The organism is Paenibacillus sp. MAEPY2 (genome assembly GCF_000499205.1).
Lineage (GTDB): Bacteria > Bacillota > Bacilli > Paenibacillales > Paenibacillaceae > Paenibacillus > Paenibacillus vandeheii.
Genome location: NZ_AWUK01000004.1, coordinates 175,853 through 198,291 on the forward strand (window position 1 = coordinate 175,853; position 22,439 = coordinate 198,291).

The window sequence follows — 22,439 nt, forward strand, 5'->3', positions numbered from 1 at the left end:
CATTTCTGAGCTATATTGAATCCATTCTCTCAGACTCTATGAGAACATTGTATCGGAGTTAGGGTCATGAGTTCAAATATAATGATTAAATAGTATAAGGAGTTCCTTCCATTCTTCTACTAAAAGTAGGTCTAACACTCCCCTTCCAGCTCCGCATCTGTCCAATGAAGCTGAACACCCTGCCGAATCAGCTGTGCCTGATAGGCGTGAAGATGCTTCGCCGAAGCCCTCACCTCTGAGGGCTCTACTTGCTGTGCAATGGCATAAGCGGCAAGGGTGCCGGCAGCCTCGCCAATATTCCATTCGGTGGGATGCAGACGGTAACAACCGTTCGCAATCTGGGTCATGGAGATATTTTTGCAAGCCGGAAGCAAGTTCTTGACTCGCACCGGGATGAGTGCACCCAACGGAATCTCATAGGGATGGTTCGGAATATAAAAAGTCCGCTGGCTCACGGTTGTTGGATGGAGATCCAGATGATAACTGCCGACCCCCACACTGTCCTCGTAACGTTTGGCTCCCTCTGCTCCGCGCAATTCCTTGCTCACATCCTGCTCGGTAATGGTATATACGCCTCGGATTCGCCGTGATTCCCGAATATACGGCGCTTTCGCGAGACCGTCTTCCGTACCGAGCACATCTCCACGCAGCCTTACGCCCGGATAGCCCTTTCCGCCGTCCAGGCGGGGAGCTGCTGTCTGAAGCCAGTATACTAAGGAAAGAGTTAGTTGCCTCGCCGCTTCCAGATGCCGCTCGCGTTCCTCCGGCGATACGCCAATGATCGGCCCGGCGTAATAATCGTTCAGTGCCCAGTTGAGCAGCGTGACTTCACCATCATTCAGTGGCTCTGTCCATATAGCCGGGTCAACGATCCGCCGATAATCCCACAGGGAGGTTATGCCTTGATCATTCGGGAACATCGTGAACTCTTTCAGCTTGGAGGTATCTTTGGCATCCGAAGCGTACCAGCTCAGGATCGGATACAGCGAGAACGAGGGAATATACTGTCGCCAGTAATCATAATCCCTCGGACGGGGGATCGTGAAGTCTCCACCTGGTAAATAATCCACCGCCGCCACATGGGTAATCGACTGCATGTCTAGCGGGTCCGCATCTTCCAGGGCATGCGGCTCCCCCGTATCCCGCCGAGATTCGGCCCCACTTACATGCTCTACTCCGGCAAGGGGAAGCACATCGCCGCATTCTGTGGCATCCAGATAGTAGGCACCTCGGAGCATACTCATTCCCCCACTACGCCATTCACGCACAGTCACGCCTGTCACCCGGTCACCTGCTGTATGCACATGAACTGGCACGGTATGATAGAGCACTTCGATCCGGCCGGTATTCACGTAAGGGGCCAGCATTTCATGCAAAACGGCAAGCGCTACCTTCGGCTCATGCGCCAAACGGCTCACCCAGCCATTACCGGGATTGAGAACAGGATTGCTCTTGGCAGCATCCGTAAGCGGGTAGTTCCGTTTATAGTAATCTCTGACCCTGCTGCGGAACTCGCGGTACGATGCTGTGCTGCCAGATTGTTCAATCCAACGGTGCTCATCCGGCGGCACTGCCTGTGAGGTTAATTGACCGCCAAGCCAGTCCGTCTCTTCCGTCAAAAGCACTCTCTGCCCTGCCTTCGCTGCAGCCAGCGCAGCCGCCGTCCCACCAAGACCTCCACCAATAATGATGATGTCACTGCGTTTCTCCTGTTCAACTCTCATGCTTTGTCTCCTCCCCTTCACTGCCGCCAGACCAGCCAACACCCTCCTCGCGCAGGCGTTCCAATGCCAGCTGCGCCGCCCCGAAACAGCCTGCCCAGTTACCGAGTTCTGCTACGGATACCCGGTCTGCTAACCCGACACTGGATAGCTTAGAGGTAAGCATCGGCCACCATATAGCCTGATCTTGGGTCACTCCGCCGCCAAGAATAATTACTTCGGGATCTACCGAGGCAGATATATTCGCAATAACCAAGGCCAAATCAGCTATGTAACGCTCCAAAATGTACAGGGACGCTGCTTCTCCCTGGCCTGCAGCGGTCATAATCTCTCGACCATGAGTATAGATGTTGTCCTTCTGTTCCCGCGCCAACCGCAGCAATGCACTACCGGAAATGTATTGCTCCACGCAGCCGCGTTTACCACAATTGCAGGGCCGACCTTCAGGCACCAGCACGCTGTGTCCCCAGTCCCCACCGCGCCAGTCTACTCCCCGTAACATCCTGCCAAATGCCATATTGGCCCCACCAACCCCAGTTCCGAGTGTCAGCATAACCAGGTCCTGCTTACCGCGGCCAGTACCAAGCCACGCCTCGCCGAGCAGTGCAGCATTGGCGTCGTTATCGGCAGTTGAAGGCAGGCCAAATTCCGCAGTTGCCCACTGTGTCAGTGGCATTCCCTGCCAGCCAGGTAAATTATTCGTTGCGTGGATCACTTCACCCGTTCCCACATTCACCCTTCCTGCCGAGGCAATGCCCAGTGCCTTAACGTCTACACATCTAGACAACAGTTCACTTACTAACCCGCGCAGCTGGCCAAGTATAGCCTTCCGGCCCAACCGGGCCTCGGTTGCACATGTAGCCTCCACCAGAACGACTCCTGCTTCATTGACCACAAGCCCTTTAATGCCTGTGCCTCCTACATCCACGCCAATGACCTGCGGCATCTGCTTTCCCCCTATTCACACAAACCCTTCAATAAATACGGTCGATAACCGCCCTGGCCGTTAATTCCTTCATCTTCTTAGTCTCTTCGCCATGCTCGCTCTCCAGTCCCTGGCAGAGCAAGTCGATAATAAACAGCTGAGAGATTTTAGCCCCTACAGAACCGCCTTCAAGGGGAGACTCCTTCCCCGCGGTCAAGAGCAAGATATCTGCAATAGACGCAATGGGGGATTTGGCATAGTTCGTCATGGCAATCACCCTAGCCCCGTTTTGTTTGGCCTTCATCAGCATGTCGTTGGTATCCAGCGTGCTGCCGGACACGCTGATGCCAAAAGCCACATCACCTTCTCCCATCGTTACCGCCATCATGGACTGAATATGGCTGTCGGAATTCGCTTCCGCACGCCGCCCGATGCGCAGAAAGCGGTTCTTGGCATCCATAGCGGTAATGCCTGACGAGCCCACGCCGAAGAATTGCACATGTCTTGCGCTGTCAAGGCACTTCACCGCCTGATCCAACTGCTCCCGATCCAGCATACCCAAGCTGGATTGCAGCACACCCACCATCGAGGCACATAAATGGTCGGCGTAATCGTCCTCTCCCTGCTCCCCGTCTGGCTGGTTCTGCCGTTTCGGCAGCCCTTGGGCCAGCATCAGCTTGAAATCCTGATAGCCTTTAAACCCGATTTTACGGCAGAATCTCATCACCGTGGTCTCTCCGGTACCAGCAAAATCAGCCAGCTCAGTCACAGAAAAATAGATTATATTATCCGGATTGTCACGGACGCACCTGGCCACCTTCTGCTCCGACTTGGTCATGGAAGGATAATACGTATTAATTCGGTCATTCATCTCCATTACTCTTCATCCTCACTTTTCTGGTCACTGCTGCAAACCGCCGGGTGATCAGCTGTGGCCGGGTAATCGCAGAGCCTACCACAACAGCGTATGCCCCCTGATTAAACGCCTCTTCCACCTGAGAGGGCTGACTGATCCGTCCTTCAGCAATGACCGGAATCTTCAACTGCTGGGCGGACATCTCCAGCAGCTCCAAATTGGGCCCTTCCTGCTGCCGGGAATACGGTGTATAACCCGATAGGGTAGTCGAAACACAGCTCACTCCAAGCGATTCAGCGTATAAAGCTTCCTCCAGAATCGAGATGTCGGCCATGGAAGATGCCCCACATGCGTTCAGATAAGTGGTGATTTGCTCCAATGTATGATTTTCCGGTCTGTTCTGGCGGGTCGCATCAAATGCAATGATATCTGCGCCGGCCTCCAGCAGCTCGTCAATTTCTCTGAGTGTTGGGGTGATGTATACAGCAGAGTCCGGGTAATTGCGCTTCACGATGCCGATAACCGGCAGCGAAACCGCCTTCTTGATCGCTCGCACATCAGCTGCCCCGTTCGCCCGAATCCCAGCAGCCCCACCTTCCTCCGCAGCCGCAGCCATCCGGGCCATCATCGCCGCGCCATGCAGCGGTTCGTCAGCCAACGCCTGGCAGGAAACAATCAGACCCAAATGCAGTTTCTCCAGCACTACCTTTGTCAGGGTTCTCACCCTCTCTCTTATATTCTGCTTTCCTTACCCGGGTTGGATGGTACAAATCGTACAGACAAGCCGACTTCGAACATCCGGTTCCACGGCATATAACAGTCCGTAATCTGGATGCTCCCCGCTGCACTATTGATCCGCACAGCAAGCTCTTGACGCAGTCTTTCCTCTACTCGGGCGGCAACTCGTCCGCGAGACCCATCCAGCATGTATTTGCCATAACCCATCTCCTGCACCGGGCCATTGCTAAGTTCTCCCCGAACGACTGAACAATAGCAGACATCTTCAGCATACCGGAGAGCCAGGAAATCAAGATGCGACGGTGTACGACCATAGAGCAGATAAATCATGGCCTGCGAAATGACGGTTCCAAGCGAGTTGGAGCTGGTATTCCAGGCGGCGTATCCAGCCAGATCAAACAACATGTCTTTTTGCCGCAGCATCTTGACCAGCTTCTGATCCCCACCATTGGCATATCCGACATCCGCTACAGCGACTGGCTTCTCCTTGCTCCTCAGTAGAAAATGTCCATATTCAACTAGTTCCATCAGATTCCGGTATACATCATAGCTGTAAAAAGAATGCTGCTGCGATACCGCCTCCGCCATCGTTTCCCCCGGTGTGCTAATTAACAGCACCAGATCCGCTTCAGTCGCACTGGGTACAATCAGCCCACCTGCGGCCAAAATCTGATATTTCAGCGTCTCATAGAAAAAACGGTCCTCGAACAGCGGGGTAACAAACGCTCCCTGAACAGAGGATAATCGCGGATATACCAACGGCATCTTGCCACAAGCCTTGTTCATCATTCTGGTGAGTAATACGCAACCAACTTCGTCCGCACCAGGATACATATACACTTTAAGTTCCAGATCAAGGGCGGTAATACTTGCTCGCACCTTCTCCTGATCCTTGGCTGTATGTCCATAAGGCGCAGAATCATCCTGCGGCACAATCATGAACTCGATAATTCCTTCTTTCACCAGGGCCAGCACTTGCTTGTTCGCTTCAATATTGATCGCCCGGCGTCCAAGGTAATCTTCCAGCACTTCCGTTGGTAGACGGTTATCGATATCGGCCAGCTCGCGGATCTCCTCTTCAGTCGCCATCCCCAGTTCCAGCCGATGGCTGATGAAACCTTTACGAAAAATCTCCCGTCCCCAGTCGGCGTAATAATCCGGCTCCTCATCTGACAGAGAATATTGCGGGCAGCGCATAATCAGTTGAAACGCGTACAGGGTTAGCTGCGGATACCGCTGCTTAATGCCACGCAGCCGCTCCAGACGAGCAGTCAGTTCATCCAGCTGCAGCTGGTGCAGCCTTGAAGGAATGATCCCGCCATAGAGCAGCGTATCCAGTGCAACGACTGCTCCGTCCGCCCCGGCACAGTTCTCCTCGAACCAGGTCCACAACTGCTCTACATCGCCCGGACGCTTTTTCAGGCCCATGAGTTCAAGCGGGGGACGCTCCAATGTAAATTCCGTTCCTTGCGCCAATAAATACGGAAACTCATAGTTGCAAGGCCGCTCATCCAGCGGGACAAATGTTAGCTTAAACTGCTTCGGCATGGATGCCATCACCCTTTCTGTGTTTCTTATCCTTTAATCGCACCCGCAATGCCTTCCATATAATATTTTTGGGTGAACAGGAACACAACGATAATCGGCAGCACCGAGATCATGGTTCCCGCGGCAATCCAGCCGAAGTTATACGAGAACTGCCCGTTCAGATATGTCAGGGCTGCGGCCAGCGGATATTTCTGCGGATCATCCAGCACCACAATCGGCCACAGGAAATTGTTCCAGAATGCCATGACCTCAAGCAAACCGATGACGGCAACCCCCGGTTTCACCAATGGCATGACAAGCTGTACGAAGATGCGGAACTCAGAGGCCCCATCCATTTTGCCAGAATCCCGAATATCTGTCGGTACGCCCAGAAACGTTTGCCGCATCAGAAAAATATTAAATACCGACACCGCAGCCGGAAGCACAACCCCAAGGAATGTATTGCCCAAATGAAAGGCCTGAATGGTTAAATAATGCACAATCATCGCCGTCGCCGATGGAATAATCATGGTCGAGATGAGCAACGTGAAAACCAGGTTACGTCCCTTGAACCGAAAGGTTGCGAGTGGATACGCCGTCAGACAGGACAAGAAGATGTTAAACACCACCCCAAGGAGCGTAATCACCACCGTATTTATGATATAACGTGGAAAATCCATGAACTCCCACACCTGTACGTAGTTATCGAACGCGATGAAGGTAGGGAGGATCGCCGGAGGATTCGCAAATACATTACGGCCAGGCATCAGCGATACGCTGAGCAACCACAGAAAAGGGCCCATCATAAACAGGGCAAGCAGGATCAGCAATACGTAAGTGATCAAATAACGAAGGCCTTTTTTCATTGTTTTAGACGATAGCGTACTCCGAATCAATAGGTATTCACCCCGCCTTTCCGGTTCAGCCGGAACACCAACACACTGAGCGCTGCTATCATCACACTGACGATCAGCCCAAGCGCCGAGGCATAACCGAAATTGAACTGCTCCAGCCCTTTTTGAAAAATATAAACACTTGAGGTCAATGTGGACGTTCCCGGCCCACCCTTGGTCAGAATATAGACCTCATCGAACACACGTACGGCGCCCATCACCGAAATTACGGTACAAAAGAGAATATGCGGCCGCAGCAGCGGAAGCGTCACATGAACAATCAGTCTCAGCGGTCCTGCTCCGTCCACCCTTGCAGCTTCGTACAGATCTGCCGGAATGTTCTGGAGTCCTGCCAGATAGAGCATCATGTAATAACCGAGACCCTTCCACATGGTGATGAACATCAGCACATACAGCGCCGTACTGCTCGTGGAAAGCCAGGAGACCTGTTCACTGAGAATGCCAACCTTCAGCAGCAGATAATTGACAACTCCGTTATTGCCCAACAGCCAGCTCCAGATCAGTGCCACCGCAACCATGGAGGTTACAACAGGGATGTAATAGGCGGCCCTGAACATTTTGACGCCCGGAATGCGACTATTGACCAGAATGGCCATGAGGATCGAGATGATTTGGATCACCGGCACAATCAGTACATACACCAGCGAGTTCCACAGCGATATCAGGAAATTGTGATCTTGGAAGGCCCGGGTGAAGTTATCCAGACCGACAAAATGCGTCTCCGAGATGACAGAATAATCCGTTAATGAGAGGGGTATCCCGTAAATAACCGGCCAAAAGGTAAAAACCGCCAGACACAACAATCCCGGTGCCATAAACGCCCATGCAGCAAAAGATTCAGATCGAATCGCCTTGTACACCACTACGCCTCCCTCTCCTTCAGGATCAAGGGGGAGTGCTCCCCCCTCATCAATCTATAACACCAAAAATCAGGAATCCTGGCTAAGAATACGGTTTACTTCCTTCTCCACCGCATTGAGCGTTTCTTTGATATCTGCCCCGTTCATCAGAATTTCCTGTAAGCCCCGTGCAAGCGCCGAGTTGATATCCCCTGCATTCGGCACACCGACCATGTAATCCGTAGCTTTATCGAGACTTTGAGAGGAAGCTACCTTGGCTTCGGCTTCCAGTGAACCGTCAGATTCCGTAAAGAATGGATCTTCAATGGAGGCTTTGCTTGACGGGAGTGTGTTGGCTACCTTAGAGAAAGCGGTCTGATTCGCTGCATTGGTGATAAAGGCGGCAAATTCCACTGCTTGCTCGGGATTTTTGGATTTCTGTGGCACGACGAGATCCATGGAATTGGAGAGCCGCAGGTTCGCTTTGCCCGTTGGAAGCGTTACCGCAATTGTATTCTTGTAAACATCCGGCGCCGACTTCTTGATGAAGTTGATAAACGTCGGACCCGACAATTGGAAGGCTACCTGCTCTCCGGAAAAATATTGGATCTGTTTGCTGAATTCCGCATCCTCCTTCAATACCACGCCTTCGGCCATCAAGTCGCGCATATGAGCGATCATCGCTTCTGCTTCCGGCGTATTAAAAGCGGCAGCCGTTTTGTCCTCATTTAGAATCGGGATGCCGTCAATTGGAAACAGCTTGGAGACGAGCTGCTGCGCATATCCGGCCACTCCAGTCTTCTCATGGACCTGACGAGCCCACTCCACCAGCTCCTCTCGGGTCTGAGGGGGATTTGCCGGATCAAGGCCTGCTTCCTTCACCAGCTTTGTATTCATGAACAGCACTTCGATACCTGTGTACCATGGAAGCGCATATGCTTTGCCATCCAAAACCGTAGAATTATAAATGCCTTCAAAGTAACTCTTCGCTTCCTCATCTGTCAGGTATTCGTTCAGATTCAGCAGCGCTCCCTTGCTTCCCAATTGACTGGCAAATTCGGTATTGAGATTCACAACATCAGGGCTTTTGCCACTGGCTGTGCTGGTCAACAAACGCTGGGAGATTGCATCATAAGGATAGTCCTTCCACTCCACCGTTACCCCGGGGTGGCTGCTCTCATAGGCAGAAATCAAATCATTGAAGTAATCGTTGAAGGTTGGCTGTAGCGCAATCGTCCAGAACTCCAACGTCACCGGCTTTCCAGCTTCCGTACCCGCCTCCCCAGTGCTTCCCGGACTCGGCGTATCCGCCGTATTGCCATTTCCTCCGCAGGCGGCAAGCAGCATAGACATCATGACGACTAGCAGCAAAGATACTGTGAAGCCCTTTCTGTTGGTGGTCACACAACATTCCCCCTCAGTTTGGTGTAAGACGGGAGTCGGCGCTTATGTCAGTTTCCTGGCTTATCACTCCATCTTTCCAATGGAGTATATGCAGACTTTGGAATTAGAATGAAGTATTCTTCCGGAAATAAATAAAAAAAAGAAATAATTTTTCTTTTAGGCTAAAAAAACACAAAAAACAAGCCAGTTCGATCCGTGAAAGGACCAAACTGGCTTATTTGTTACGACTATATGTATAAGACAAGGCTGCAATCAAGCCGTCTCATGCTGTTTCTTCGGCTCCGCTTCGTAAACCTGGGTATGTTCATTTTCGGACAATGCCCATTCTACCGTGCCAGGCTTGCGTATTTTCCACATCCAGGCTTGCACTTGAAGCGATCTCTTAATCCAAGCGAGGGACGCGCAGCGTTGCTCGGAACGGACCGACAATCCCCAGTGAATCACACGTGCGAGCCATCGGTTCACATACTCATTATGAGAACGCACCGACGGTAATTCATCGCGGAACAATCGCTGCTTCACATCCATTGGGGGTTGACCGCATGTCCAATAATGAAGCAACGCTGCCAGGCTGTATATGTCTGACATCGGTCCCTGACTGGATTTCTCGGAATAGAACTCAAGCGGTGAATACCCTGCAGAGGTAAAGATCGCCTGCTTTTCGCCGGATTGTACAGGCCAGCGAGCTGCGGAGCCGAAGTCCAGTAGTTTGGGCGTACCGTCTTCCATCACCATAATATTGGATGGCTTCACATCGCGATGAAGAATTCCCTGCTTATGAATATAGTCCAGTGTATCTACCAGCGGAAGCAGCGTCTCCGTAATAAATGCAGCATCCAGCGCATGATTTCGCTCAATCAGATATTCGGTCAGGGTTATGCCTGGGCAGTACTCCATTACAAGGTACCCTGTGTCATTTTCTTCAAAATGGTCCACATACGGAACAATATGAGGATGCTCCAGCGTGGATAGCAGCTCTCCTTCTACCAAAAATGCGGCAAGAAGTTCCTGATACTGACCATTGAACCCTCGGGAAGAACAGAACACTCCCCGCTTGTCGGTCTGCCGTGCTGCCAGTCTCTGGGGAAAAAACTCCTTGATCGCTACCTTCGCCCCTGTATTTCGATCTCTTCCTGCATATACAATAGCCAGCTCGCTGCTAGCCATAAGATGTCTTACCTGATATGTATCATTTAAAATTACATTGCGCTGCAATGCCATTTTGCAATTGTCCTTTTTCATAACAGACCCTCTTTTCAACCTTGTCGATCGGAAGACTTGCCGCATGTTGCATCATTCAGTTCCAACAGACAGGCGTTTCATCGCCAACCATCTATATAAACCAAATGATGCAATTTGAATCACATTCATGCGGAAATATTGAAAAAATTCTAAATTTAATAATTCTTCTGTAAAAATTGCTGAATTTCCTGGTTCATCTGGATTAACACATCTTGAGATGGAAAATGACCTGTATCGTATTTGACTGCTTTGACATTCGGAATAATCTTCTGAGCTCTTTCAATAACCTTATCGGCGGGGAAAAAGACATCCTTCTCTCCCACCAGCAGCAGTGTTGGCGATGTATAATTCACCAGTTCCTCCTGCTCCGTAAGCTTCGGCATATCCTGCTCCAAACTGACGTATTTGAAGATTTTCCCGATAATATTTTTATCTATTTCCTTCATACAGCTGCATGACATGATATCCGCGATCTTTTGCAAAGAAGTAGGAGAAGAAGTCATTCTGTACGTGACGAGTGGCAGCACGATATCCTGAGCCATTTTAATTTTGGATCCCACGGCCAAGCCAGCGGGTGCTACCAGAACAGAACATGCAATTCGGTCCGGAATGTAGGTTGCCAGTCTTAGGATAATTCCGCCTCCAAAGGAAGGTCCGATAAACGCACTTTTTTCGATCTTGTAGTGGTCCAGCAAATCAGAAATCCACAAAGCCAAACTATCAAACCTTGCCGAAATTCGTGTTTCTTCACTGTAGCCTGGATGACCGATCGTATCCGGCGCGATGATCCGGTATTCTTTGAATAGGGAAGAGAACCATGACAACGTCATCGGATTCACACAATTTCCGCCCTGGAGAATAAATAACGGCTTACCGTCTTCTGGACCTGTTAATAAAACATGCGTTTGTCCAAAACGTGTCTCGACGTACTCTCGTGTAAAACCATCGCCCAATTGCTCAACATACGCTTCGTATTCCTCAAGTATGCTGCTCTTGCCTTCTTCACTTCTATAAATGGAACTCATGTCTGCCTCCTGCAAAGTATACTCTTTTAACAATCTATGGATTTAATGGTCCATAAATATAAAAGAGCCCGCTGATGACAGGCTCCTTCATATGTGTAACTTATCATAATGAACTGATTATAGAATGGAAACTGGAAATTGTAAACATCGTTTCTCATAGAAAATTAATAATACAGAAATTGTAGAGAAATAGGGCTATTTTCGGCCGTAATCTGCCTTGATTTCGCCCCACTGCTTGGTCTGCCATTTTAGCACTTTATTGCTGTACGTATTCGTTCGGAGCCACTGCTCTGCACGGTCAATCATCAGCCAAATCTCTTCCGTGGAAGCATCCCTTGCGAGTGTCGTGGACACCGCTTTTTGCTTTAACCATTTCATCGCATTGACAGAGTCCGTATAGACTGTCTTGGTGCTTCCCTCTTTTTTCAGATATGCCAAGGCATGTACGATGGCCAGAAATTCACCAAGGTTGTTTGTACCTTTGGAGATTGGCCCAACGGAGAAAATAATCTCACCCGTGCGGGTATCTACGCCTTTATATTCCACCGGCCCTGGATTCCCGCGCGTACCCACATCAACCGAGATGCTGTCATAGTCGATTTCTGCAGAGGTCTCCATGCCTGCGCTTCTTCCGCTACTGCCAGACTTCGTCTTCGATGCACTGCCTGATCCGCTTGCTCCCGTACCCCAGTTTCCTTTCCATCCCGCACGATACGCCTCTTCGGCAGCAGCTTTCGATTCATACGATTTATATTTTGCTCCGGTAAAATGATCCGTCTGTGCTTTGCATTCCGCCCATGTGCTGTATATCCCAGGCTGCTTTCCTGCCCAAACGACATAGTATTTCTGCTTTGCCAATATGACCCGCTCCTTCATCTGCTGCTTTCAATTCCTTATTGTAAACGATGGGGAGGTGAGATTGAAAGGAGTGGATTCATCTTGTTCCTATTGTTCCTACAGCAGATTCCCTCCATTTCTTCAACATGTCCAATGCAACTTCCAAAAGCTTGCTTTGGTTATTTGAGATTTGGATTTCAATTCGTTGTTGACACCTAAGGTTTTGTGAATCTGATAAGCTATCCATCGTTTGCTCCAGCAGCATGAAAGACTGCGCACTCACTTCCAGACTGGAATCGCCGATAAATGGAATAATGTTCTCTATATGTACTATGTAATTCAGGTTTTCAAGAGCGGACAGCAACGTGCCTCTGCTTCCTGATGTCTTGGGGTCTGTGATGACTTCAATTAAAGGTTCGACTGCTCGATCATCTCCAATGTCAGATAAAGCGATCGCAATTTCGTTGCGAAGGTCTTTGTTTTCCGTAGATTTCAGAAGATCAATCAGGGAAGACAATTGTGACGTATCCTTTTTTTGACCAATCGTTGCTACTTGCTTCATTGCACCTTCAATATCTCCTTGGGAAAGGTGTTTTTGTATTATGTTCGTATACATTGTACGCTGTATCACTCCTCATTTTGCTAGAAAAAAGCTCTCCATCATAATATCGGCCATTTCCTTATTTTAGGATGTAGTATAATGGTCCTTATAATATCGGGACTATTTTCCTTATCTATATCTCTCCTCCTAAACAATTGTATATTTCAACCAAATCAAGAACAGGCTAAGAAATAAACAGATGATTTGGTGCAGAAAGGAATACAACCAATGGACTGGATCTGGAAATCCATCTTACTTGTACTGATTGGCATGATTTTACTGCGGATTGCTGGACGCAAATCAATCACGCAGATGAGTGTCGCCACCACCGTTATCATTATCTCGATCGGGACCACGATTGTGCAGCCTATCGCGAACCATGAGCTTGGCAAAGCAATCGGGTCAGCTGCGGTATTTATCCTCATGCTCCTGATCGTTGAACAATTGCAAGTGAAGTTTAATTGGTTTGAAAAACTGATGAGTGGAAAATCGAAGGTTGTCGTGGAGGACGGGAAGTTAAATCTGCCGAATTTGAAACGCATGCGCTATTCGGTAGATCAATTGGAGATGCAGTTGCGGGAAAAAGGAATTACAAGTATTGCCGATCTGGAAACAGCCACGATGGAACCAAACGGGCAGCTCGGATACGTGCTCAAACGACACGCACGCCCGGTAACCATAGGCGATTTGGAAGCACTTTTGAAGCAAGGTACATGGCCTACGGAATCCAAAGAACTGTTCCAGGAGGTCATCCAGGATGGACACTCGCGTCCGATTGATTCCAAGATGCAGTAAATGAAATAGTTGAGAGAAATCGAATTATACCTGACATTGTCATCCCTCCCCCGGCCCGTGAGGAGCAAAGCAGCATCGACGAAACTACAGAAGACATTGCATTCCAGCGTAAATATCTGCAAATAGAGTCATCGAAGGCATTTCTCACCTTCTCATCGGCATTTGGGTCAAGCGGAGGTGTATCCATCAACGGCGATTTAATTACATGTCCGAGCCTCGTCATCAAAGCCGTAGAATCCGATGATGAGGAACGAAGAGGTCAATTGACTGCAGAACAGCTTGGCGCTGAATATGCAAGGCTGTGGGACACGACCCATACCGGATTGCTCGTCGGCCAGCGGTATATGGATGTAGTCGAGCGAATCCTTCATTGGCTGAAGCTTAACTTCGAAAAGCAATACTGATAAATATGCGTTTAGCTGGTCTTTAGCCAAAGAAGCTTCCCTTGGACAAGATTGTCCAGGAAAGCTTCTTATTTTTTATTGGCTCTATTGTGGAATAAAGCTGGCTACATTTCGGGGTTAATGAGAGTTCTGGATTTCTAGCTCTTTTGTTTATAAAATTCATGGTACAGCTTCATTAGCGCCCTCTTCTCAATCCGTGAAACATAGGAGCGTGAGATGCCAAGTTCCTTGGCTATTTCGCGTTGGGTGCGCTCTTCCCCGCCTGCCTCAAGGCCGAATCGGCCGATAACAACTTCCTTCTCCCGATCATCTAAGATGTCGAGATTGCGGTAAATCTTACTTTTTTCAATCTTGAGTTGCACCTTATCTACAACGTCGTCGGCTTCTGTTCCGAGAATATCGATTAATGTAATTTCATTGCCCTCTTTGTCCGTTCCGATTGGATCATGTAGAGATACATCTTTGCGTGTTTTCTTCAGGGAACGCAAATGCATAAGTATTTCGTTTTCAATACAGCGGGCAGCAAACGTAGCGAGTTTGGTCCCTTTGCCTTGTTGAAAACTTTCGATCGCCTTAATCAAACCAATCGTTCCAATCGAAATCAAGTCTTCCTGGTCTTCGCCAGTATTGTCAAATTTCTTGACGATATGCGCGACGAGGCGCAGATTGTGTTCGATAAGCAAATTACGTGAATGTGCGTTGCCTTCAGCCATAAGGCGTAAATGTTTGGCTTCATCATCCTCAGCCAGTGGCTGGGGAAATGCATTATTTTTGACATACGAGACGAGTAACGTTAACTCTTTGATGAATAGGGCAATTGCGGTAAACAATCCGGGCACAGATGACACCTCCTGCAGTTTTACAACGATCTGGCCTGAGCACATGTGGGAACAGGGTCGATTTATTGTATGTAGGCGTGTGCCCAGAAGTGCACGTACACTTGAAAAAGGGAAGTTATTCGCGAAGATTTATACACTCACTGAAACGATGGAGCCCACTTTCTGAAGGATGAGGAATTCTTTCTCGACACTATCAATAAAATACTTCTTCTCACCAAATATCACGACATCATTCTCGACTAATTGAACATCACTTTTGAAATAGATAAAATTGTCCGTTTCTCTGAACGCACCTTTGTAGTAGTACAAGTTGTCACCTTCTCCTTGGAAAAATGAATGATTTCAACTACTGTAATTACTATTCTTTTCGTTTAAAACACATCTTGTAAAGCATAAGCCCCAGCCCAGATGAACAAATAAGATATCCAAAGAACAAGAACAGTAAATAAATACCATGAAGATCTTCAGGAATCTGATTTACACCTTCAAACCACGCAGAACGAATAGGATACAGTAGCGCTACCCAAATGATCAGCAAGATCAGAATATAATTAATGTTTTTTCTCACAATAACGATCCTTTCAAGTCCGAGTGGAAACAGGAAATAATAAATAACAGCTCCTACAACGAAAGTAAAAAAGCCGCTAGATTAGCGACTTTCTATGGTACAATGTTTCCGCCCCGCCACTTGGAAATTACAAAGTCAGCATCTTTTCTTAGTAATGTGAGATTGTAATGCCGTGAATAAGTCCCTCGGTTGAACTGGAGGCGAAATGGACCCGGGTGTCCCCAAAACGATAGGAGAGTAAATATTCTCCTTGAATATCAGGGTTCTCACCCTTTTGACCTTTTCCCAATATCTTCTCAATGTCACTGAAGGTTTTCATAGGGAGGGTTTTCCAACTCAAATAAATATGGTCAAGACGGTCTGTGTCTCCCTCCCCAAAATTAAAGGAAGCATACTCTACCCCTTCAAATATCCAGAAAAGTCCTCCCATTTCCGGTTCATAATAGGGTTCACTACCCGAACTTTTCAGCGCTTTCGATACTTCTACTTTCGTTTGTCCAAAACTTATATTTTCAAACCCCGGTATTCTCCCACTCTTCAACTCTTGAATGGAGTTTTTATTTAACTCAAAAAATGGCCTGCTCAGTTCAGACTGAATTTTGGAGAAAGGAACTTTTACCTCTATAAATCCCGCCGCATAAGGCCCAACTTCGTATGGATTAAATACTATGACAATTCCTGTGTTTTGGTAGTAAAAGCTGGATGTATTAGACAAGGGAAAGTTATAAAAACTGTCCGGGAAGACATCCTCATTACTCTTTAGGCCTGATTCAATACCCTCAGCTAGATTAACAGCTTGTTTATTAGTTTGAACCACCTGGTTCAAGTAGAGACGTTTTCCTGTTGTTAGATCATAATTATAAGTCGTTACTTCTTCATACCCGTGTGCGCCGCCTCTGAAATAATAATCTGTATATACGATAGAAAGTAAATTGTTTTGATTGTATTTAGTCTGTGCAGTGGTATTCCAGTAAAAGTAATCTTGCTGTTTTTTTAGATATGTATTCTGTATAGCGGCATTTACGGCATGGATTTTGAGTGTTTTATTTATTTTATCCCTGACCTTTTGTTCTCCGCCAATAATTTGAACATACTTTTGGCCTTTATACGAATAGATTTTTGTCTTTACTGTGCTCGACCCGGCTGCATTCGCATCACTTATTGGGATTATAAATAGAAACACTAATAAGAGGCTTATTAACATAGCAAATGTTTTGTTCAAATTGAAATCCATCCTTTCTAATTATTATGATATACCAATAATACTGTAACTTGGCTGGTTTGTCTTTTTCTAGTTGAAACTGTAATCCATCCATAGAACAGCCTCCATCCCACATGTCAATGCGGAGTGAAGGCTGCATCTACCTGTCTATATTTAATTCACTGGTGCCGGCTCTACAGCATCGGCGATTTCCGGTAACCTAGTTTTGCGTTCCCTTGTCACGCTAACGAATAATCCCACAAGTCCAAGTGCCGCAATAACTGCTGCATACAACGGTACCGAGATGAGCCCCGTATGCGTAATTGCAAACCCGCCCAAATAGGCACCGCCTGCGTTACCCAGATTAAAAGCTGAGTGACTCGACGTTGTCGCCAGCAGCGGTGCTTCACGGGTCATATTCATAATTCGAATTTGCAGCCCTGGCATAATACCAAATGCCGCAACGCCCCAACAAAATATGGTGATTACCGCCAGATACGGATTGTCCAGCGTCAGCGTTAATGCTGCCAACAGAACTGCCAGTATACCGAAGTTAACCATCAGGGAAGGCATCAGCTTCCAGTCCGCCAGACGGCCCCCAAGTATATTGCCCAAAGTAACCCCGACACCGAACAGCACCAGAATCCAGGTTACGCTTTGCTCAGCAAAACCACTAATATCGACTAGCATCGGTGTAATATAGGTGAACACAGCGAAAAGACTTCCACAACCCAGCGCACCAATAAGTAGTATCAATAACACCTGTGGTCGAACCAGATTCCGGAATTGCTGGCCCAGATTTGCTGGGGGTCCCTGCTGGATCACCGGAATGAAACGAATGATGCCAATCAATGAGATGATGCCTAGAATGGTAATGGCCCCAAACGATGAACGCCACCCGAGCTGTTGCCCGATAAATGTTCCAAAAGGCACACCAATAATGTTGGCAATCGTTAATCCAGCCAGTACAACGGATACCGCCCCTGCCCTTCTCTCCGGTGCAACCAGCCGTGTTGCCATCAGCGAGCCTACTCCCAGAAACGTACCATGGGCAAATGCCGTCAGAATACGTGCCGAGATAAGCAGCCCATAAGTCGGAGCAATAACAGACAACGCGTTACCGATGATAAAAATACACATCAGCAGCACCAGCAGTTTTTTCTGCGGAATCTTGTGGGTGAACACAGTCAGTATCGGCGCACCAACCGCCACGCCAAGCGCATAACCCGTAATCAGTTGTCCAGCCTGCGGAATGCTCACATTCAAATCCGTTGCTACATTGGGCAGTAGCCCCATAATAATAAATTCCGTCATGCCAATAGCAAAGGCCCCTACCGTCAGGCATAAAAGGGATAAGGGAAACGCCTCTCGCTTAGCGGATTTCGAAACTCCCAATTCCGTTTTAGATGATTCTGACTTACGCATATGATGTTCTCTTCTCCTGTCTCTTCTATCTTGTTTCCGCCTTTGACCACAATGCCTCCGTCAATTCAATCAGCGTATTTCGCATGGCCAGCTTCTCTTGCCAGTGTGCCGGGATACCGCTCAATCCATAATAGGCTCCGGCAATTTGCCCATACACCGCTCCCGTGGTGTCCGCATCATCACCCAGATTCACTGCCAGAAGCGCACCTTCCTCGAAGGTCGAGGATTGGTGGAATGCCCATAACGCTGCTTCAAGTGAACGAACAACATAACCGCTCCCCTGAATTTCAGGCGGTGCTTTATGGCGGTATGATCCTTGGACAACTTCTTCAATCGCGGGTGAAAATGATTTCTCGTCCCTCCACTGGCGACAGGTTTGAGGCTGCAGCATGACGTCCTTGTCCGCTCCGCGCAGTCCTGCAACCAATATCGCCGTCAGCACTTCGCATGCTTCCACACTTTCAACAGCGGCATGTGTCGTTCTGGAACTCAACCGAGCATACCGCACTGCCTGATCCGGCTCGTTGGCATATGCCATGGCAATAGGTGCGAGCCGCATGATCGAACCATTGCCCGCGGTCATCGGGTCGGTTGAGCCACTATACGCTTCACCGGTTGCCACAAACCGCTCAAGTGCATTGCGGGTAGCACCGCCAATATCAAAGCAGGTTCCCGTACTGCTCATATAACCGACCTGGTACCAATTCGTATATCTGCGCATCTGGTCCGCTGGATCGAAGCTCTCTTTTCTCACCAGGCTTTCGGCCAGACAGAGGGCCATCGACGTATCATCCGTCCATTGTCCCGGAGCCAGATCAAATACACCTCCGCCCACAATATCGGTAACAGGCTCAAACGTGCCAGGACTGCTGAATTCCACTGTAGTTCCCAGTGCATCTCCCGCGGCAAGTCCAATGAAACAACCTTGGAAACGATCCTTTAGCAGCATCGTCGATCCCTCCTCTGCGATTCAACTACTCAAATAACTTCCTCCATTCTCCCACATGGCCTAATATGGCGTAAAGAAGTTTAATACGTAAGTCGATTGCAAATTTAACCGACACAGAATAGGCCAAATGGGTTTGGCCCAGCAAACTGAACAGACATACAGCAAAAAGCCGGGAGGGACAATGCCTATCGCATCGTTCCTTCCGGCTCTATTAAAAAGATAATCTATTGAAATGTTTTAATAAAATTTTTCTGATCCTTTGTAAATACATATCCACGATGTTCGTAAAATTGGTGAGCCGGGATTCGACTTGGATGTGACAGTAGTTTAATTCCGGAGTAGCCGTTATTCTTTCCCCATTGCTCCAGAGACTCGATCAACAGGCTGCCTGTACCCTGATTTCTAGCCTTTTCCTTCACAACAAAGCCCAAAATATTCAGTAGGGAGTCGGCAAAAAGCAACTCATATGGACTTCCATGGATGTAGCCAATAACTTCGTTATCCTGCTCACACACCAAAATCTTATCATTGGTTTTCGTTGTAATGACTTCAATCTTTGCCTTAACCTGCTGCTCGGAGAATACATGCAAATTCGGGTTAAATTCCTGATTCAGCAAATAAATATCATGAACATCTGTCACCCGGATATCCCTTATCTTTCTTTCTCGCATTCGCATTTAATAACCCCTCATTCGCCCCAGGATTTGATATAGCTGAATTAAATGGTAATTCATTTTTGCATCGATTGACAAGAAAAATACAATTGGACGAGGAACTAAACAGATAAACAGATAAAATGAAATGATACATAAAAGCAGCCTGCTCTCTTGTTTCCAAGGAACAGACTGCCTCATATCATCTGTGATTTAAAATTTGCTTATTCCAAAATTCACGGCATACATATTCATTATCCAAGCACGCTTACTCGTGCATGATGGAATTAATGGAGGCATAAACCATTGGCAGGAAGCCTTCTGATGGTTCGCCAACCGGTGCATGGATATGGAAAGCGAAGCCAGTGCCATCCAGCTCTTTTACGATGAAGTACTCTGTTTTCTTATTATTTTGAGACATCATGAACAATTTTGCCTCTTTCATCGGGCCATTGCTAAGCTTTTCCTCACTTAATTGCTCAACCGCTCCGGTTTCTGACAGTTCTTTCTTCGCATCCACCTTCAGTTCATTCAGGTTATAATCCGAAGGCAGTTTTTCAATCTCTACCTCGTAATCCGGATCAATCTTCATGGTCAATTCATGATCGTCCGCATCAAATGTCATTGGTTCAAAGACATATAACGAGTAACCTTTGGCTTGAGCCAATGTAACCGGACGCTTTTCGGTCATGCCTTCTACAGTCACTTCCAACTCAGACGTCTTTGGACGATCCGAGGTAACATTACCGCCTGCATTCGAACCGTTATTGTCATCATCGGACTTGACCTTGGTAATTTCCGTAAGCACCAATTGTTTGACCGTCGTGTCGCCTTTAATGGCCTTCTCTACATATTTGAATTGAACGGAATCTTCATCGTCAATGTCATCAAAAGACTTCTGCACATCCTCACCCACCTGGAAAGACATTGGTTCCTCATTCACACGAATTTCAACCGTGTGCGGGTCTGCCCATCCGGTCAAAATGCCTTCAGCTTCGATCACAGCACTCTCCTCAGGCTGTTTCCCTGGTGCCGTCGTCTGTTCTTCTGTATTATTCGCGGGTGGCTGAGCAGTAGGGCTACTGTTGCCGCAGGCCACAAGCGAGAATCCCATAACCAAAACAAGTAATGATGCACTAATATTCATAGTATTTCGCATATGAACACCTCCGTTAGCTTATACGCAATGATGCTTGTCCATGTTGCCTGACTTGTTAACTTGACAGCTTAGTATTACTTACACGGCTGACAAGACGCTCAATCATGCAAATGTTCAATAGCCCGTTAACACCATGAGTAATCAGCCGGCTTGCTCCATTTTCACAAGCTTTGCGTTGGCTCCGTTGAACGCTTTCGTCTGCTTGTTGAACTGTTGTCTTAACTCGGCCACTTTGGCATATTGGCTGTTCCGTTCCCGAATCGCACGTTTGATCTTGACCAGATTAGGCTCCACGCTGCCTCTCATCAATGAATATAATTGCTCGTCCGCATCAAGACTCTGTCTGTAGGAAGCAACAAACGCTGCAAACGACGCAGCTCTTTGCTCATATTGATCCAATACCGTGTGAGCCTGAGCCAGGTTCTCTTCTTTTTCAAAGGATAACTGATCCAGCGAAGTTCGCAGTTCTTCCATCTGTTCTTTTGTCCTGCTCATTACCGCTTCAGCCTGTTCAAGCAGAGTTCTTCGCTCGGAAATATGTCCGTCCGCCTGATCCAGCAGAGCCTCCAGGTTACTGTTTCTATTCTTTCCTTTACTCAAAATCGATCCGTACAACTCCATGTCTTCCCGTTCATGACGGACAATCTCCTTCAGGCTCTGGTTCATCTCCTGATCGGTAAGAATTAGTTGATTGACTTGATTTGCCGCAGGAACCTGCGGCTGACCGCAAGCACTGACAAGCAGAGCCAGCAATATGCTGACCCCGGCCAGAGCTATCTTTTTTCTTCTAAGCACCTCGGGGTGCCTCCTCTCTTGCATCTATCGCTCGATGACTTATCGCTTATTTCAGTATTTATGCAAAATGCCTGTTTATAACCGGGTATCCCCGCTAAAATTAGCTACCCAATGGGCGCTCGGATCGTAGACCTCAAACTCATAGCCCCGATCTTCAAGCAGTTTTAAAATGCGCGGCAGTGCCTCTACGGTCTGTTCCCGCTCATGCATCAGGATCACTTCCTTATCCCGGTGCACACTACTGCTGACACGTTCCACGATTTTGTCCGGCTGACCCGGTAAATTCCAATCGAGAGAATCGGTAGTCCAATCCCACATTTTGAATCCGGCCGCGGCAATGTCGCCCCTGAAGTCTTCTCCAATCTGTGGGCTACTTCCATACGGAGCACGAATCAGGTGTGGTGTGAAGCCAATGAGGTCATGGACCATCTTCTGCTCCTTCTTGAACTCCTTCACAAAATTAGCGGAGGTTCCGCTCTTATACAATTTGTTATAGTTATGTGTCATGCTGTGAAGACCAGGATAACTGCCCTCTTTGACAAGCCGCTCCACCGCTTCCTTGTGCTGATTCAACTGGCGCCCAATCATGAAAAAGGTTGCCTTTGCCTCATGCTGCTTCAAAATATCCAGTAGTTGATCGGTATATTCACTTGGTCCATCATCAAACGTTATGTATGCCAGCTTGCGCACCTGACCCTGGAACCGCGCAGGCTCCTCTTTGGACTCCGGAGTCATTTCAATCATGCCAAGCTTGGTTGGCTGTTCAATTGCAGCTACTGGAGGGGGTGCTACATAATCCTTGATCCAGTGCGTCATGCCAATGAATGCATATGTTAAACCGATAATGAGCAGTGCCAGAAGCACCAGTGCAGCACTCAGTCTCCCATACCGGATTCTTCTTCGTCCATGCGTCTTGGTTCGGCTTGTTCTATGCGGAATGCCGCCACTCTCTCCCGCTCTCTGTTGTTGAACTCTCACTTCCAGGCCACTTCCTTACTTTCATTTTTTCCCGATTATTGGTA

General features: G+C 48.1%; 23 protein-coding genes. 2 read left to right on the forward strand and 21 right to left on the reverse strand.

The annotated features are described in order from the left end of the window. Positions 1 to 131: 131 nt before the first annotated feature. From P364_RS0102295 to P364_RS35985, 12 genes are all read right to left on the reverse strand, one after another. Positions 132 to 1,724 (reverse strand): FAD-dependent oxidoreductase, encoded by a 1,593-nt coding sequence (locus P364_RS0102295; RefSeq protein WP_024628547.1) that lies wholly within the window; start codon positions 1,722 to 1,724, stop codon positions 132 to 134. Next, positions 1,714 to 2,667: an ROK family protein gene (locus tag P364_RS0102300; protein WP_024628548.1), complete on the reverse strand. Its 954-nt coding sequence runs from the start codon at positions 2,665 to 2,667 to the stop codon at positions 1,714 to 1,716. Before P364_RS0102300 ends, P364_RS0102295 begins: the two co-directional genes overlap by 11 nt. 28 nt (positions 2,668 to 2,695) lie before the next feature. Further along, the gene (locus P364_RS0102305; protein WP_024628549.1) at positions 2,696 to 3,523 is read right to left on the reverse strand and encodes a MurR/RpiR family transcriptional regulator; all 828 of its coding nucleotides are present in this window, start codon (positions 3,521 to 3,523) and stop codon (positions 2,696 to 2,698) included. Beyond that, entirely contained in the window at positions 3,510 to 4,217 is a 708-nt protein-coding gene (locus P364_RS0102310; protein WP_236642209.1) for an N-acetylmannosamine-6-phosphate 2-epimerase, read from the reverse strand. Before P364_RS0102310 ends, P364_RS0102305 begins: the two co-directional genes overlap by 14 nt. 17 nt (positions 4,218 to 4,234) lie before the next feature. Further along, positions 4,235 to 5,788 (reverse strand): DUF4127 family protein, encoded by a 1,554-nt coding sequence (locus tag P364_RS0102315; RefSeq protein WP_024628551.1) that lies wholly within the window; start codon positions 5,786 to 5,788, stop codon positions 4,235 to 4,237. A 26-nt stretch (positions 5,789 to 5,814) separates the two neighbouring features. Further along, positions 5,815 to 6,633, reverse strand: coding sequence for a carbohydrate ABC transporter permease (locus P364_RS0102320; RefSeq protein WP_052016477.1), 819 nt, complete (start codon positions 6,631 to 6,633; stop codon positions 5,815 to 5,817). Between the two features lie 26 nt (positions 6,634 to 6,659). Further along, complete coding sequence (locus P364_RS0102325; RefSeq protein WP_024628553.1) at positions 6,660 to 7,541, reverse strand: carbohydrate ABC transporter permease; 882 nt, start codon at positions 7,539 to 7,541, stop codon at positions 6,660 to 6,662. Positions 7,542 to 7,610: 69 nt separating this feature from the next. Beyond that, a complete protein-coding gene (locus P364_RS0102330; RefSeq protein WP_024628554.1) occupies positions 7,611 to 8,924 on the reverse strand; it encodes an ABC transporter substrate-binding protein in 1,314 nt (437 codons plus the stop codon). Positions 8,925 to 9,176: 252 nt separating this feature from the next. Then, entirely contained in the window at positions 9,177 to 10,166 is a 990-nt protein-coding gene (locus P364_RS0102335; protein ID WP_024628555.1) for a serine/threonine protein kinase, read from the reverse strand. Positions 10,167 to 10,321: 155 nt separating this feature from the next. Continuing rightward, complete coding sequence (locus P364_RS0102340) at positions 10,322 to 11,191, reverse strand: alpha/beta fold hydrolase (protein ID WP_024628556.1); 870 nt, start codon at positions 11,189 to 11,191, stop codon at positions 10,322 to 10,324. A 195-nt stretch (positions 11,192 to 11,386) separates the two neighbouring features. Beyond that, positions 11,387 to 12,049, reverse strand: coding sequence for a ribonuclease H (gene rnhA, locus P364_RS0102345; RefSeq protein ID WP_024628557.1), 663 nt, complete (start codon positions 12,047 to 12,049; stop codon positions 11,387 to 11,389). Positions 12,050 to 12,125: 76 nt separating this feature from the next. Beyond that, a complete protein-coding gene (locus tag P364_RS35985; RefSeq protein WP_161634254.1) occupies positions 12,126 to 12,590 on the reverse strand; it encodes a HEAT repeat domain-containing protein in 465 nt (154 codons plus the stop codon). Between the two features lie 267 nt (positions 12,591 to 12,857). On the opposite strand from P364_RS35985, the gene P364_RS0102355 reads away from it, so the two are divergent. Together P364_RS0102355 and P364_RS37510 are read left to right on the forward strand one after the other, a co-directional pair. Beyond that, on the forward strand, positions 12,858 to 13,424 hold the full coding sequence (locus tag P364_RS0102355) for a DUF421 domain-containing protein (protein WP_024628559.1): 567 nt from the start codon (positions 12,858 to 12,860) through the stop codon (positions 13,422 to 13,424). A gap of 263 nt (positions 13,425 to 13,687) precedes the next feature. Continuing rightward, positions 13,688 to 13,828, forward strand: coding sequence for a hypothetical protein (locus P364_RS37510; RefSeq protein ID WP_161634255.1), 141 nt, complete (start codon positions 13,688 to 13,690; stop codon positions 13,826 to 13,828). 137 nt (positions 13,829 to 13,965) lie between these two features. On the opposite strand, the gene sigK is transcribed toward P364_RS37510, so the two are convergent. From sigK to P364_RS0102410, 9 genes are all read right to left on the reverse strand, one after another. Then, the gene (gene sigK, locus P364_RS0102365) at positions 13,966 to 14,667 is read right to left on the reverse strand and encodes an RNA polymerase sporulation sigma factor SigK (RefSeq protein WP_024628561.1); all 702 of its coding nucleotides are present in this window, start codon (positions 14,665 to 14,667) and stop codon (positions 13,966 to 13,968) included. A 129-nt stretch (positions 14,668 to 14,796) separates the two neighbouring features. Next, positions 14,797 to 14,976, reverse strand: coding sequence for a hypothetical protein (locus tag P364_RS0102370; protein WP_024628562.1), 180 nt, complete (start codon positions 14,974 to 14,976; stop codon positions 14,797 to 14,799). 407 nt (positions 14,977 to 15,383) lie between these two features. Next, on the reverse strand, positions 15,384 to 16,457 hold the full coding sequence (locus P364_RS35990; protein WP_024628564.1) for a DUF3298 and DUF4163 domain-containing protein: 1,074 nt from the start codon (positions 16,455 to 16,457) through the stop codon (positions 15,384 to 15,386). Between the two features lie 153 nt (positions 16,458 to 16,610). Continuing rightward, entirely contained in the window at positions 16,611 to 17,861 is a 1,251-nt protein-coding gene (locus tag P364_RS0102385) for an MFS transporter (protein ID WP_024628565.1), read from the reverse strand. Positions 17,862 to 17,886: 25 nt separating this feature from the next. Next, positions 17,887 to 18,810, reverse strand: a complete 924-nt coding sequence (locus P364_RS0102390) for an ADP-ribosylglycohydrolase family protein (RefSeq protein WP_024628566.1) — start codon at positions 18,808 to 18,810, stop codon at positions 17,887 to 17,889. A 224-nt stretch (positions 18,811 to 19,034) separates the two neighbouring features. Next, positions 19,035 to 19,481: a GNAT family N-acetyltransferase gene (locus P364_RS0102395; RefSeq protein WP_024628567.1), complete on the reverse strand. Its 447-nt coding sequence runs from the start codon at positions 19,479 to 19,481 to the stop codon at positions 19,035 to 19,037. Positions 19,482 to 19,731: 250 nt separating this feature from the next. Next, the gene (locus P364_RS0102400; RefSeq protein ID WP_024628568.1) at positions 19,732 to 20,622 is read right to left on the reverse strand and encodes a hypothetical protein; all 891 of its coding nucleotides are present in this window, start codon (positions 20,620 to 20,622) and stop codon (positions 19,732 to 19,734) included. A gap of 141 nt (positions 20,623 to 20,763) precedes the next feature. Then, the gene (locus P364_RS0102405; RefSeq protein WP_024628569.1) at positions 20,764 to 21,417 is read right to left on the reverse strand and encodes a YkyA family protein; all 654 of its coding nucleotides are present in this window, start codon (positions 21,415 to 21,417) and stop codon (positions 20,764 to 20,766) included. 75 nt (positions 21,418 to 21,492) lie between these two features. Then, positions 21,493 to 22,395: a polysaccharide deacetylase family protein gene (locus P364_RS0102410; protein ID WP_236642202.1), complete on the reverse strand. Its 903-nt coding sequence runs from the start codon at positions 22,393 to 22,395 to the stop codon at positions 21,493 to 21,495. Between the last annotated feature and the right edge of the window lie 44 nt (positions 22,396 to 22,439).